Genomic DNA, 13,264 nt, shown 5'->3' on the forward strand with positions numbered 1-13,264 from the left:
GACGTCGTGGGGAGGCCGCCTTGCCGCTGCTCGCACTGCTCCTGCTGCTGCTCGTGGTGCTCGCCGGCTGTGCGGACCCGAAGGCGGTCGCGCCCCCGTCTCCGTCCGCCAGTCCCCCGCCGTCCTCCGCGGCTCCCGCACCCAAGCCGCTGGCGCCCCGCCATCGCGGACGCGCGCCCGAGCAGGAGGTCCGGGTGCCGCACTCCGCCTCGGGCCGGTACGCCGTCGTCCCCGGGTCCGACCGGGCCAGGCGTGGACGGGGCGCGCTCGTGCGCTACCTGGTGGAGGTGGAGCGGGGGCTGCCGTTCGATCCCTTCGCGTTCGCCGCCGAGGTGCACCGCACGCTCAACGACGTCCGCGGCTGGGCCCGTTTCCAGCGCGTGGACCACGGCCCGGTACGGGTGCGCGTCGCGCTGTCCAGCCCGCGCATGACCATCCGCCAGTGCCTGCCGCTGCGCACCGGCGGCGAGCTGTCCTGCTGGAACGGCCGCCGCTCGGTCATCAACGCGCTGCGGTGGGCGAAGGGCGTCCCGCAGTACGGCGGCGACCTGGCCGCGTACCGGCGCTACCTGATCAACCACGAGGTCGGCCACGCGCTTGGCCACGGTCACCGGCGCTGTCCCGGCCCCGGCAGGCTCGCGCCGGTGATGGTCCAGCAGTCGAAGTCGCTCGGCCGCTGCCGCCCCAACCCCTGGCCGTACCCGCACGGCGACCACGACAAGCGCCGCTAGCTCCGCACCGGGGCCGGTGGCGCATGCCGGCGGGGCTGCCGAAGCCGCGTAGCGGGCCGGGCGATGGCGAGGGCAGCGCCCCGGAGGCCGCGCGGCGAGCGGGGCCTGGCGGGGGCGGTGAGCAGGCAACGCCGCGTGGCGGGCGGGGGCGGCGTTCCCTGGCGCCGAAGCTACCGATAGGTTTCCATCAACCGGACGAGTCGCCGCTTCGGTGACGGGGCCCGGCAACGCCGTACGCCGCCAGGAAGCGCGGGGGGCGCCGGCGGCGGCCGGTTCCCGGTCATCGCCGGTTGAGCGATCACGACCGTCTGACCTATCGCGATATATCGTAGAAGCGGAAACATCGGGGAGTCCCGCCGATCGGGACGCGAGAACTTTCCAGGGGAGTGTGAGCGATGGCAGGGATGCGGACGGCACGGCGGATCCTCGCGGGCGGCGCGGTCCTGGCCGCGGCCGGCTGGGCGCTGCGCGAGGTTCCCGCCGAGCTGGGCATGCGGCCGCTGGCGTCGGGGCCGGACCGGGCGGCGCGGATCCGGCGCTCGCCGCAGTTCAGGGACGGCGCGTTCGTCAACACGATGTCCGAGCCGGCGACCGTGCCGTCAGGGCCGCCCGTGAGCATGCTCGGCGAGCTCGCCACCGACCGCTCCCAGCGGCGCCCCGCAGGTCCCGTTCCGCTGCGCATCCCGCCGTCCGACGCGCCGCCCGCCGACGGCGTGCGCGCGATCTGGTACGGCCACGCCTCCACGCTGGTGGAGATCGAGGGCCGCCGGGTGCTGTTCGACCCGGTGTGGAGCCGCCGGGTCTCCCCCTCGCAGCTCGTCGGCCCGAAGCGGCACCACCCGGTGCCGGTGGAGCTGCACGAGCTGCCCGAGGTGGACGCGATCGCGATCTCCCACGACCACTACGACCACCTCGACATGGCGACCGTGCAGACGCTCAACCGCACGCAGAAGGCGCCGTTCATCGTGCCGCTCGGCATCGGGGCGCACCTGGAGCGGTGGGGCGTGGCGGCGTACCGGATCATCGAGCTGGACTGGGACGAGGAGACCGAGGTACGCGGGCTGCGCTTCGTCGCGACGGCGGCCCGCCACTTCTCCGGCCGGACCCTGACCCGCAACGACACGCTATGGGGCTCCTGGGTGGTGGCCGGTCCGACCAAACGGGTGTTCTACGCGGGCGACTCGGGCTACTTCGACGGCTACAAGGGCATCGGGAGCAAGCACGGCCCGTTCGACCTGACGCTGATGCCGATCGGCGCCTACAGCCCGGCCTGGCCGGACATCCACATGAACCCGGAGGAGGCCGTCAACGCCCACCTCGACCTGGGCGGCAAGCTGCTGCTGCCGGTGCACTGGGCGACGTTCACGCTCGCCCTGCACCCGTGGGCGGAGCCCGTCGACCGGCTGTGGCGCGAGGCCAAGGCGCGCGACGTGCGCATCGCGGTGCCGCGGCCGGGCGAGGCCGTGGACGTCTCGGCCGCGCCCACGGTCGAGGGCTGGTGGGAGATGCTCACCTGAGCACCCCGGCATAGGGTTCGGATGTGAGCAATCTGGAACGCGAGCCGCGCGAGATCCGCTGCGGCGCCGGTGCGGCCGATGAGCGCGAGGTGCTGACCGGGCGCGAGGTGCCGCTCGGCGGTCCCCGCGCGATGCTGGTCAGCAGGACCCTCCCCCACAAGCACCGCCGCATGATCGGCGCGTGGTGCTTCGTCGACGCCTACGGGCCGCAGGTCGCCACCATGCGGGTGCCGCCGCATCCGCACACCGGCCTGCAGACCGTGAGCTGGCTGGTCGAGGGCGAGGTGCTGCACCGCGACAGCATCGGCTCGCTGCAGGAGATCCGTCCCGGGCAGCTCAACCTCATGACGGCGGGGCGCGGCATCTCGCACTCCGAGGAGTCGCCGCAGACGACGCTGCACGGCGTGCAGCTGTGGGTGGCGCTGCCCGATGCGCACCGGCAGGTCGCGCCCGGCTTCGAGCACCACCCCGAGCTGCCCGGGCTGGCCGGGCCCGGCTTCCGCGCCCGCGTCATCATGGGCACGCTCGGCGGGGTGACCTCGCCCGCCACCGCCTACTCCCCGCTCGTCGGCGCCGAACTGGACGTCGAGGGGGAGGCCGAGGTGCCGGTCGAGCCGGGGTTCGAGCACGGGCTGCTGCTGTTCGACGGTGAGGTGGCCGGGGCCGAGCGCGGCGCGCTGGTGTACCTGCCGCCGGGCCGGACCTCCATCCGGCTCGCGGGGCGCGGGCGGGTGCTGCTCATCGGCGGCGAGCCGTTCGGCGAGGAGATCGTCATGTGGTGGAACTTCGTCGGCCGCTCCCACGAGGAGGTGGCCGCGTACCGGAAGGAGTGGATGGAGGGCGAGGGGTTCGGCGTCGTCGAAGGCTTCGACGGGGAGCCGCTGCCCGCGCCCGTCCTGCCCGGCACGCGGCTCAAGCCGCGCGGCCGCGTCCGCTGAGGACCCACCGCCGGGGTGCCCTGGGCGGACAGGTCCAGCGGGCCGTCCCCACCATCTCGGGCTGCGGGCCGCGCGGCCCCGCAGCCGTCAGGTGAGGCGTTGTGCCTTGCTGAGCAGGCGCTGCGCCACCACCACGAGTGCCAGGAACGCGCCGCTGACCACCTGCTGGAACGCCGACGTCAGGTTCCCCACCTGGTTGATGAGGCTCTGGATGACGCCGAGCAGCAGCACCCCGGCCACCGACCCGGTGATGCCGCCGGCGCCGCCGGTCAGCAGCGTGCCGCCGATCACCACGGCGGCGATGGCGTCGAGTTCGAGGCCGATGCCGAGGATGGTGACGCCGGAGGAGAGCCGGGCGGCGTTGAGCGCGCCGGCCAGCCCGGCCAGCAGGCCCGACATGACGTACACGTACACCTTGGTACGGGCGACGGGCACGCCCATCAGGGCCGCCGCCTGCTCGTTGCCGCCGATGGCGTAGACGTTCTGGCCGAATCCGGTGCGCTGCAGCAGCACCATGGCGAGCAGCGCGAGCAGGGCGGTGATGTAGACGGGCCAGGTCAGGCCGAGGATCCCGCCCTGGCCGAGCGCGGCGAACGCGGGGTCCTCGACGAGGTAGGTGGTGGCGCCCTCGTCGGAGATGGCCAGCATGAGCCCGCGCACGCCGAGCAGCCCGGCCAGGGTGACGATGAACGGCGCCATCCCCGTACGTGCGATGACCAGCCCTTGCAGCAGCCCGACGACCCCGCAGACGGCGAGCGGCAGCAGCAGCGCCACGAGCAGGCCGTACTGGGAGCCGTAGGCGGCGAGCACGCCGCCCAGGACGAACAGCGACCCGACGGACAGGTCGATGCCGCCGCTGATGATCACGAACGTCATCCCGATGGCGATGATCGCCAGGAACGACGAGGAGACGACGACGCTGGCGGCGTTGCCCGCCGTGGCGAAGGAGTCGAAGGCCAGGCTGCCCACGACGACCAGCAGGGCCAGCACCATGACAGCGCCGTGCTGCTGGATGAGCCGGCTCACCTGTTCGCGGTTCATCGGGTCCCCCGCTTCCTGGTGGCGTAGACGGCGGCCAGGATGATGACCGCCTGGACCATCTGGGTCCATGACTGCGGGAGGTTGTGCTTGATCAGCGTGGCCGACAGCAGCTGCATGAGCAGCGCGCCCATGACCGTGCTGAGCACCCTGATCCGCCCGCCGGTCAGCGGCGTGCCGCCCACGACGACGGCGGTGATCGCCGACAGCTCGATGAACAGGCCGAGCGAGGTGGGGTCGCTCGCCTGCAACCGGGCCGTGGCCAGCACGCCGGCCAGGGCGGCGAGCAGCCCGGAGATCACGTAGACGGTCAGCAGCACCCGCTTGACGGGCAGGCCGGACAGCTCGCTGGCCGAGCGGTTGCCGCCGATGGCGACGACCTGCCGGCCGAACGTCGTACGCCGCACCACGAACAGCACGATCACGGTGAGCGCCGCCGCGATGATCACGATCACCGGGATGCCGGCGACGGAGCTGCTGCCGAGCGCGATGAGACCGGGGTTGCGGAACTCGACGAGCTGCGGCACCAGCACGTTGGCCAGGCCGCGGATGCCGACCAGCAGCGCCAGCGTGGCCACGATGGGTTGCACGCCGACGTAGGCGACCAGCGCGCCGCCCGCCGCCCCCACGACGGCGCCGCCGATCACCGCCACGAGGACGGCGGGCAGCCAACCGTAGCCGAGGTAGAGCACGGTCAGCGCGGCGGCGAGCGCCATCACCGAGCCGACCGACAGGTCGATGCCCTGGGTGCCGATGACCAGCGCCATGCCCAGCGAGACGATCACGACGGGGGTGACCTGGACGAGCTGGGTGCGGAAGTTGGACGCGTCGAGGAAGTGCGGGGTGAACAGCACGTTGAACAGCAGCAGCACGAGGACGGCCGCGTACACGCCGTAGTCCTGCACCCACGCGTACACCTGGGGTTTGAGCACGGCGACCCGGGCGCTCCCCCTGGAGGTCAGCTCAGCCATCGCTCTGCTCCGCGATCGTCGCCATGATCTTCTCCTCGGTCACCTCGTCGCCGGACAGCTCGCCCACGACCGCGCCCTCGCGCAGCACGAGGATCCTGTCGGCGCCCTCGACCAGTTCCTCCAGGTCGGAGGAGATGAGCAGCACGCCCAGCCCTTCCTGGGCCAGCTCGTCGATCAGCGCCTGCACCTCGGCCTTGGCGCCGACGTCGATGCCGCGGGTCGGCTCGTCGAGCAGCAGCGCCTTGGGCCGGACGGCCAGCCAGCGGGCCAGCAGCACCTTCTGCTGGTTGCCGCCGGACAGCTCGGAGACGAGCTGGTGCGGTGATGCGGCCTTGATCCTCAGCCTCCGCATGAAGATCTCGACCACCCGGTCGATCTTCGCCTCCGACACCACCCCTGCCCTGCCGAGCGAGGGCAGGGCGGCGAGCGCGATGTTCTCGCGTACGGACAGCGTCGGGATGATGCCCTCGGCCTTGCGGTCCTCGGGCAGCAGGCTGACGCCGGCCTTGATGGCGGCGGCGGTGGAGCCGCCGCGCAGCGGCATCCCGGCCACCAGGACCTGCCCGCCGTCGAGCGGGAGCGCGCCGACGATGGCCTTGGCGGTCTCGGTACGGCCCGCGCCGAGCAGGCCGCCGAGCCCCACGACCTCGCCGGGCTCGACGCTGACGTTCACCCCGTCGAGGACGTGCTTGCGGGTGAGCCCGCGGGCCTCGACCACGGGCGTGCGCGTGCCGTCACCCTGCCGGTTCTCGCTGGAGCGGTCGCGGGAGAAGCGGGTCATGCCCCCGGAGCGGACCTCGTCGAGGTCGCGGCCCAGCATGAGGGAGATCAGCTTCAGCCGGTCGAGCTCGGCGAGCGGCCCGGTGTGCGCGAGGCGGCCGTCGCGCAGCACCGTGACCTGGTCGCACACGGCGTACAGCTCGTCGAGGCGGTGGCTGACGTACATGACGGCGATGCCGCTGTCGCGCAGCCGCCTGATGACGCCGAACAACGTCTCGACCTCGCGCGGCTCCAGCGATGACGTGGGCTCGTCCATGATGACGACGCGGGCGTCCACCGAGACGGCGCGGGCCAGCGCCACCATCTGCTGGGCGCCGACGCCGAGCGTGCGCAGCGGGCGGCGCACGTCGGTCTCGACGCCGTAGCCGGCCAGCACCCGCTCGGCCTCCTCGTACATGGCGGCCGTGTCGATGACGCCGAACCTGCCGCGCGGCTCGCGGCCGAGCAGCAGGTTGCGGGCCACCGACATCATGGGGACGAGGTTGACCTCCTGGTAGATGGTGGAGATGCCGGCCCGCTGCGCCTCCATGGGGGTGCCGAAGGAGGCGGGCTCGCCCTTGTAGAGCAGCCGGCCCTCGTCGGGGCGGTAGACGCCGGTGAAGACCTTGATCAGGGTGGATTTGCCGGCTCCGTTCTCGCCGACGAGGGCGTGCACCTCGCCCGGCCGCAGGGCGAGGGACACGCCGTCGAGCGCGAGGACGCCGGGGAAGCGTTTGCTGATCCCGCGCGCCTCGAGTACCGGTTCGTCGGTCTGCTCGGCCAAGTCAGTACGCCTCACCGAGGGAGTCCTTGGCGTTGGTGGTGTCGTAGTCGCGGTCGGAGATGATCACCTTGTCGGGGATCGGCTCGCCGTCGAGGAACTTCTGCGCGGTCTCGAAGGCGAGCGGCCCGAAGCGCGGGTTGGACTCGATGACGGCGTGCAGCCAGCCGTCGGCGATGGCCTGCACGGCGCTGCGGGTGCCGTCCACCGAGACGATCTTGATGTCGCCCGGTTCCTTGCCCGCGCCCTTGAGCGCCGTCACCGCGCCGAGCGCCATCTCGTCGTTCTCGGCGTAGATGCCGTTGATGTCGGGGTTGGACTGGATGAGCTGCTCGGTGACCTGCTGGCCCTTCTCACGGGCGAACTCGCCGGTCTGCTCGAACGCGATCGTGATGTCCGGCGCCTTCTCCTTGACGCGGTCCTTGAAGCCGTTGGTGCGCTCGGTGGTGACGTTGTTGCCGGGGGCGCCGAGCAGGATGGCCACCTTGCCCTTGCCGCCGAGCGCCTCGATCATCCGGTCGGCGGCGCGCTTGCCCTGCTCGTAGAAGTCGGAGCCGATGAACGTCAGGTAGTCGCTGCACGGCTTGGCGTTGATCTTGCGGTCGACCGTGATGATGGGGATCTTCTTGGCCGCCGCCTGCTGGAGCACCGGCTCCCAGCCGTCGGAGTTGAGCGGCGCGATGACGAGCAGCTGCACGCCCTGCGCGATGAGCTGCTGCACGTCGGTGATCTGCTTGGAGAACTGCGACTGGGCGTTGGTCACCTTGAGGTGGGTGATGCCGAGTTTGGCCGCCTCGTCCTTGATCGACTTGGTCTCCGCGATGCGGAACGGGTTGGCCTCCTTCTCCGACTGGGAGAAGCCCACCGTCGCCGTCTTGAGGTCGAACGTGGTGCCGCCGAACTGCTCCAGCGTGCAGGTGGGGCCGGCCGTGCCCGTGGGCGACTGGACGACCTGCCGGCCCGCCGTGCCGGTGGGGGCGGGTGCGCTCTGCGGCTCCTCCGCTTTCGCGCAGGCCGTCGCGGTGAGGAGGACGGCCAGAGCCAGCGCGGCCGTCCGGAGATGGGGGGTCATCGCGGTTCCCTTCTTATCAGGTCCTGCCGGTGCGCGCCCGGGCCCGTGCGACGGTGCCCGTCCGACGGTGCCCGTCCGACGGTGCCCGTCCGACGGTGCCCGTCCGACGGTGCCCGTCCGACGGTGCCCGTCCGACGGGGTCCGGGCGCGCGGGGGGTTCAGCTGCAGGGCGGGTTGATCGCGCTCGTGAGCCGCTTGTGGGCGTCGTGGAGGCGCTTGACGTCGGGCTTGGTGACGGCCCGGTCGTACGTCATGAGGCCGTTGATCTCGGTCTCGACGTCCGTCGTCTGGGTGTAGATCGCGGCGCTGAGCTGCTCACAGGCGTGCAGCCGCTCCAGCTCCTCGATCATGCCCACGTACCGGTCGGTGAGGGCCTGCGGGTTCGGCTCGACCGCGTAGCCCCAGCCGCCGCCGGACCAGGTGTGGCCGACGACCGGCAGGCCCAGGCCGCCGTACTCGCCGAGCACGGTCGCGCGGGTGCCCTCCGGCTTTCCGGGGTTCCCGGGGCCCGGGTAGATGTGGAAGTCCTTGACGTCGCCGTTGCCGCCGTCCACGGCGCCGCAGCAGTTGACGCCGCTCATGTTGTTCACCAGGCGGGTCGGGTCCCAGCTCTTGACCAGGTCGGCGATGCGGGCCTGGTCGTACTGGCCCCAGCCCTCGTTGAACGGCACCCACATGATGATCGACGGGACGCTCCTGTGCTGGTCGATCATCCTGCGCAGCTCGGTCTCGAACTGCTGCCTGTCGTCGGTCTTGAAGGCCGACGGCATGTCCTGCCAGACCAGCAGGCCGAGCTTGTCGGCGTGGTAGTACCAGCGGTCGGGCTCGACCTTGACGTGCTTGCGGACGGCGTTGTAGCCGAGGGCCTTGGTCTGCTCCAGGTCGTAGCGCAGCGCCTGGTCGGTCGGCGCGGTGTAGATGCCGTCCGGCCAGAAGCCCTGGTCGAGCGGGCCGATCTGGAAGACCGGCTTGCCGTTGAGCAGCATGCGGTTGCCGGACAGGCTGATCTCGCGCATGCCGAAGTAGGACGTCACCTTGTCGTCCTTGAGGCGGACCTCCAGGTCGTACAGGTGCGGGTTCTCGGGCGACCACAGCTTGGGGTCGCGTACGGGGATGCGCAGCTTCTCGCCGACCTTGCCCCGTACGGTGCCGACGACGCGGCGGCCGTCCTTGGCGATCACGGTGGCGGTGCCGGGGGTGCCGTGCACGGTGACGTACACGGCCTGGCCGGGCACGTCGGGGACGGTGTCCACGCGGTCGACGCGGGCCTTGCCGACCGGCTCGATCCAGACGGTCTGCCAGATGCCGGAGACCGGGGTGTACCAGATGTTGCCGGCTTCGAGCCGCTGCTTGCCGACGGGCTGCGAGCCCCGGTCGGTCGGGTCGTACACGCCGACGACCAGCTCCTGCTTGCCGGTGCGCTTGAGAGCGTCGGTGACGTCCACGCTGATGCGGTCGTAGCCGCCCTTGTGGGTGGCGACGCGCTTGCCGTTGACGTAGACGGTGGCGTCCCAGTCGACGGCGTCGAGGTGCAGCAGCAGCCGCTCGCCGCTCCAGGAGCGCGGCACCTCGAACGTGCGGCGGTACCACATGCGCTCCTCGTGCCGGCCGATGCCGGACAGCTGCGACTCGACGGGGAACGGCACGGTGATCCGCTCGGGCAGGGTGCGGCCGATCGGCGCGGCCTCGCCCTCCTTCGCCGGGGCGAACTGCCAGACGCCGTTGAGGCTGCGCCAGCGGTCGCGGGCGAGCTGCGGCCTGGGGTACTCGGGCAGCGGGTTGTTCTTGTCGACCTTGTCGGTCCAGCGGGTCTTGAGCACGTACGTGGAGAGGTTGACCACGCCGGCGTGGGCGTAGGCGGGCAGCGGGGTGCCGTCGGCGTAGGTGATGCCGCCTTCGCCGTCGTACGAGGTGCGCACGGTGGTGCCGGCCTTGGCCGGGATCGGGTACTCGAGCGCCAGCTCCACGGTCTCCGGGCTCTTCTGGACGGCCGAGGTGACCGGCCAGGCGGCGTTGCCGACGGTCAGCTTGAGCTTGCCGGCCGCGTCGGCGGGCAGCGGGGCCAGGGGCTCCGAGTAGGTGAGCGTCACCGCGTCGCCGGCGGTGTTCACGCGGGCGTCGTACGGTCCGGCGGGCTGGAAGTCGGCCGGCACGGTGAACGCCTCGGTGGGCACGATCTGCTTCGGCTGGCTGGGGCTCTGCCAGCGCAGGCGCAGGTGGGCGCCGCCGTAGTGCTCGAAGTACTCGACCTTGATGTCGTACTTGCGGCCCGCTTCCAGGGCGATCGGGGTGCCGACCTGCTCGATGTCCCAGTCGTCCACCCAGTGGTCGATGATCAGCTGGTCGTCCACCCAGAGGCGGAACCCGTTGTCACCGATGATGGAGAACGTGTAGGTCTCGGAGTATTTCGGGGTGATCTGGCCGGTCCATCGGACGGTGACGTCGTCCTCTCTGCCGGTCAGGAGCTGGAACGTGGGGTTGAGGTCGGGAAGTTCCAGATTCGGGTCGATGATGCTCGCTTTGAGCTCGGCGAAGTCGAACTGCCCCGGCCCCGAGGCCAGGTAGTAGTCGCCGCGCAGCCCGTTCCGCTCGGGGAGGGCCGCCGTTCCTGCGGAGGCGGTTGCCGGTAGCTGCCATAACACGGCCGTCAGCACGGCCAGCAGCAACGCGAGGCGCTTGCGCACGGGGAGTGTCCTTTCGGAAGGCGCCGATCAGGTTCGGACAGCTTTTGACCCTGACAGGCACCAAAATAAGCACCGATGGACCAAGCCGGTCAAGATTTCCGATCAGATTCGTTCGCGTTCGGTCAGAGGTGAACTGATGTTGGCGGGTCGACTATGATCGGCTCGTGAGCGACACGCAGAGTGACGGACGCAGGCCCGTGTTCGCCGCCGAGCGCCGCCAGCGCATCCTCGAGCTGGTGCGCGCCAACGGCGCCGTGTCGCTGCGCGAGCTGGCCCAGGCGGTCCGCTCGTCCGAGGTCACCGTCCGCCGCGACCTGCGCGCCCTGGAGTCCGAGGGCCTGCTCAACCGCCACCACGGCGGAGCCACCCTGCCGGGCGAGCTGTCCCGCGAGACCGGCTACGCGCACAAGGTCTCGCTGGAGTCGGCGGAGAAGGCCGCGATCGCCGATCTCGCCGCCGCGCTGGTCGAGGACGGCGACGCCATCGTGATCGGGCCGGGCACCACCACGCAGGAGTTCGCCCGCCGCCTGACCAGGCACTCCGAGCTGGCCGTGGTGACAAACTCGCTGCTGGTCGCGCAGGTGCTGGCCGGCTCGCCGCGCATCGAGGTCATGATGACCGGCGGCACGCTGCGCGGCTCCATCCTCGCCCTGGTCGGCAGCGCGGCCGAGCACTCACTGGCCGGGCTGCGGGTCCGGCGGGCGTTCATCTCCGGCAACGGGCTCACCGCCGAGCGCGGGCTGTCCACGCCCAACATGCAGGTCGCGGGCGTCGACCGGGCGCTCGCCGCGGCCGCGGAAGAGGTCGTGGTGCTGGCCGATCACACCAAGATCGGTGTCGACACCATGGTCCAGACCGTCGCGCCCGACCGCATCGACCACCTGGTGACCGACGACGCCGCGCCCCGCGAGGTCCTCGACGACCTCAGCGCGCGCGGCGTGCGGCTGCACGTCGCCCAGTTCTGATCAGCCGGTTGTACGTCGCCCAGTTCTGATCAGCCGGTTGCACGTCGCCCGGCTCTGATCGGCCCGCGCCCGCACGCGGCCCGATTGTGAGCGGCGCGCCCCCGCCCCGCACGCGGCCCGATCCTGCGCGGCACACCCCCGCCCCGCACGCGGCCCAATTCTGCGCGGCCTACCCGCGCACGTCGCCCGAGTCCGATCGGTGCGGTTTCTGATCGCCACACTGATCGAATGTGACAAGGCCGTTACTGTAATGTTTCCTTCCTCGATCACCATCGAGGCGGAGGCAACCGTGCTGCAGGTGGCTGGCGTTCTCAAGGCGTTCCAGGGTGTCACCGCCCTCGATCACGTCTCCCTGTCCGTACGCGCCGGCGAGGTGCACGCCCTCATCGGCGGCAACGGCGCGGGCAAGTCCACCCTGGTGAAGGTGCTCTCGGGCGTCTACCCGCCCGACGCCGGCGAGCTGCGCTTACTCGGCGAGCAGGTCCGCTTCGCCGGGACCGCCGACGCCAAGCGAGCCGGCATCGCCACCATCCACCAGGAGACCAACCTCGTCCCGACCATGAGCGTGGCCCGCAACCTGCTGCTCGGCCGTGAGCCGCGCGGGCGGCTCGGGCTGATCGACTCCGCGGCCGTGCACGCCAGAGCCGAGGAGCTGCTGGCCGCGTACGGGCTGGAGGTGGATGTACGCCGCCCGCTCGGCTCGCTCGGCGAGGGCGCGCGGCAGATCGTCGCGCTCGCGCGGGCCGCGTCCGCCGACGCCCGCCTGGTCATCATGGACGAGCCCACGACCGCGCTCGACCACGGCGAGCTGGAGGTGCTGTTCGGCGCGGTGACCCGGCTGCGCGAGCAGGGCCGTTCGGTCATCTACGTCACCCACCGGCTCGAGGAGCTGTACGGCATCTGCGACCGGGTCACGGTGCTGCGCGACGGCCGGGTCGTGCACACCGGGCCGCTGGCCGGGCTCGACCGGCTGCGGCTCGTCTCGCTCATGCTCGGCCGCCCCTTCCACCCCGCCGCGCCGTCCCTGCCCGCGGGCGAGCCCGACGTGCCCGCCGACGAACCCGTCCTGGAGGCCAAGGGCCTCACCCGGCACCACATGCTGGACGGTGTCTCGCTCGCCATGCGGGCTGGGGAGGTCGTCGGGCTCGGCGGTCTGCTCGGCGCCGGGCGCAGCGAGACGGCCCGCGCCATCGCCGGCGTGCTGCCGGTGGACGCCGGTCAGGTCACCGTCGCCGGTGCTCCCGTGCGCAAGTGGTCGATCAGGAGCGCCGTACGCGCCGGGATCGGGCTGGTGCCGGAGAACCGCAAGACCGAGGGCATCGTGCCCACCCTGTCCGTACGCGACAACATCGCCCTGGCCGCGCTCCCCCGCCTGTCGCGGGCCGGCATCGTATCCGACGCGCAGATCGACAACATCGTCGCCACCTTCATGCGGCGGCTCGGCATCAAGGCCGTCTCCCCCGCCAGCCCGCCGGCGAGCTGTCGGGCGGTAACCAGCAGAAGGTGCTGCTCGCCCGCTGGCTCGCCATGCACCCGAAGGTGCTGCTGCTCGATGAGCCGACCCGGGGGGTGGACGTCGCCACGAAAACGGAGATGCAGGCGCTGCTCGACGAGCTGGCCGTGGACGGGCTCGCGATCCTGCTCATCTCGTCCGATGTGAGCGAGCTGGTGGAGAATTGCGACAGCGTGGTGGTGCTGCGTGACGGCGCGATCACCGAACAGCTCACCGGCCCCGAGGTCACCGAAGACCGCCTGTTGGCCGCCCTCGCTAAGGACTGACCACCCCGGCCGCCAGGCGTCCCGCCCCC

Annotated in this window: 10 protein-coding genes and 1 pseudogene; 6 read left to right on the forward strand and 5 right to left on the reverse strand. The window is 71.7% G+C overall.

Annotated features, from left to right (window positions below; translation table 11 throughout):
• Window positions 1–20: 20 nt before the first annotated feature.
• The 3 genes from WBK31_RS19160 to WBK31_RS19170 all read left to right on the forward strand — a co-directional run bounded on the left by WBK31_RS19160 (window position 21) and on the right by WBK31_RS19170 (window position 3,186).
• Window positions 21–731, forward strand: coding sequence for a DUF3152 domain-containing protein (locus tag WBK31_RS19160; RefSeq protein WP_364053243.1), 711 nt, complete (start codon window positions 21–23; stop codon window positions 729–731).
• A 395-nt stretch (window positions 732–1,126) separates the two neighbouring features.
• Window positions 1,127–2,248: an MBL fold metallo-hydrolase gene (locus tag WBK31_RS19165; RefSeq protein WP_364053246.1), complete on the forward strand. Its 1,122-nt coding sequence runs from the start codon at window positions 1,127–1,129 to the stop codon at window positions 2,246–2,248.
• 23 nt (window positions 2,249–2,271) lie between these two features.
• Window positions 2,272–3,186: a pirin family protein gene (locus WBK31_RS19170; protein ID WP_364053249.1), complete on the forward strand. Its 915-nt coding sequence runs from the start codon at window positions 2,272–2,274 to the stop codon at window positions 3,184–3,186.
• A gap of 87 nt (window positions 3,187–3,273) precedes the next feature.
• Here WBK31_RS19170 and WBK31_RS19175 read toward each other — a convergent pair whose 3' ends face one another.
• The 5 genes from WBK31_RS19175 to WBK31_RS19195 all read right to left on the reverse strand — a co-directional run bounded on the left by WBK31_RS19175 (window position 3,274) and on the right by WBK31_RS19195 (window position 10,491).
• Window positions 3,274–4,227, reverse strand: coding sequence for an ABC transporter permease (locus WBK31_RS19175; RefSeq protein ID WP_364053252.1), 954 nt, complete (start codon window positions 4,225–4,227; stop codon window positions 3,274–3,276).
• Window positions 4,224–5,195: an ABC transporter permease gene (locus WBK31_RS19180; RefSeq protein ID WP_364053255.1), complete on the reverse strand. Its 972-nt coding sequence runs from the start codon at window positions 5,193–5,195 to the stop codon at window positions 4,224–4,226. The genes WBK31_RS19175 and WBK31_RS19180 overlap by 4 nt, the downstream gene beginning before the upstream one ends.
• Window positions 5,188–6,753, reverse strand: a complete 1,566-nt coding sequence (locus WBK31_RS19185; protein ID WP_364053258.1) for a sugar ABC transporter ATP-binding protein — start codon at window positions 6,751–6,753, stop codon at window positions 5,188–5,190. Before WBK31_RS19185 ends, WBK31_RS19180 begins: the two co-directional genes overlap by 8 nt.
• Complete coding sequence (locus tag WBK31_RS19190) at window positions 6,740–7,807, reverse strand: ABC transporter substrate-binding protein (RefSeq protein WP_364053261.1); 1,068 nt, start codon at window positions 7,805–7,807, stop codon at window positions 6,740–6,742. The genes WBK31_RS19185 and WBK31_RS19190 overlap by 14 nt, the downstream gene beginning before the upstream one ends.
• A 158-nt stretch (window positions 7,808–7,965) precedes the next feature.
• Window positions 7,966–10,491 carry a PA14 domain-containing protein gene (locus tag WBK31_RS19195; protein WP_364053264.1) on the reverse strand — a complete coding sequence of 842 codons (2,526 nt, stop codon included), beginning with the start codon at window positions 10,489–10,491 and terminating at the stop codon, window positions 7,966–7,968.
• Window positions 10,492–10,655: 164 nt separating this feature from the next.
• Here WBK31_RS19195 and WBK31_RS19200 point away from each other — a divergent pair, with 164 nt between their 5' ends.
• From WBK31_RS19200 to WBK31_RS19210, 3 genes and pseudogenes are all read left to right on the forward strand, one after another.
• On the forward strand, window positions 10,656–11,456 hold the full coding sequence (locus WBK31_RS19200) for a DeoR/GlpR family DNA-binding transcription regulator (RefSeq protein WP_364053267.1): 801 nt from the start codon (window positions 10,656–10,658) through the stop codon (window positions 11,454–11,456).
• 250 nt (window positions 11,457–11,706) lie between these two features.
• Window positions 11,707–12,959 (forward strand): annotated as a pseudogene (locus WBK31_RS19205) (sugar ABC transporter ATP-binding protein); the annotation flags it as partial.
• A gap of 90 nt (window positions 12,960–13,049) precedes the next feature.
• Window positions 13,050–13,235 (forward strand): hypothetical protein, encoded by a 186-nt coding sequence (locus WBK31_RS19210; RefSeq protein WP_378790286.1) that lies wholly within the window; start codon window positions 13,050–13,052, stop codon window positions 13,233–13,235.
• Window positions 13,236–13,264: the final 29 nt, after the last annotated feature.

It is taken from the genome of Nonomuraea sp. N2-4H, from assembly GCF_045291505.1.
GTDB classification, from domain to species: Bacteria; Actinomycetota; Actinomycetes; order Streptosporangiales; family Streptosporangiaceae; genus Nonomuraea; species Nonomuraea fastidiosa.

What these genes read in the sequence shown, in the direction of transcription:
- WBK31_RS19175 (WP_364053252.1), bottom strand. Translation starts at nt 4,227, where the DNA reads ATGAACCGCGAACAGGTGAGCCGGCTCATCCAGCAGCACGGCGCTGTC.
- WBK31_RS19210 (WP_378790286.1), top strand. Translation starts at nt 13,050, where the DNA reads ATGCAGGCGCTGCTCGACGAGCTGGCCGTGGACGGGCTCGCGATCCTG.
- WBK31_RS19180 (WP_364053255.1), bottom strand. Translation starts at nt 5,195, where the DNA reads ATGGCTGAGCTGACCTCCAGGGGGAGCGCCCGGGTCGCCGTGCTCAAA.
- WBK31_RS19190 (WP_364053261.1), bottom strand. Translation starts at nt 7,807, where the DNA reads ATGACCCCCCATCTCCGGACGGCCGCGCTGGCTCTGGCCGTCCTCCTC.
- WBK31_RS19165 (WP_364053246.1), top strand. Translation starts at nt 1,127, where the DNA reads ATGGCAGGGATGCGGACGGCACGGCGGATCCTCGCGGGCGGCGCGGTC.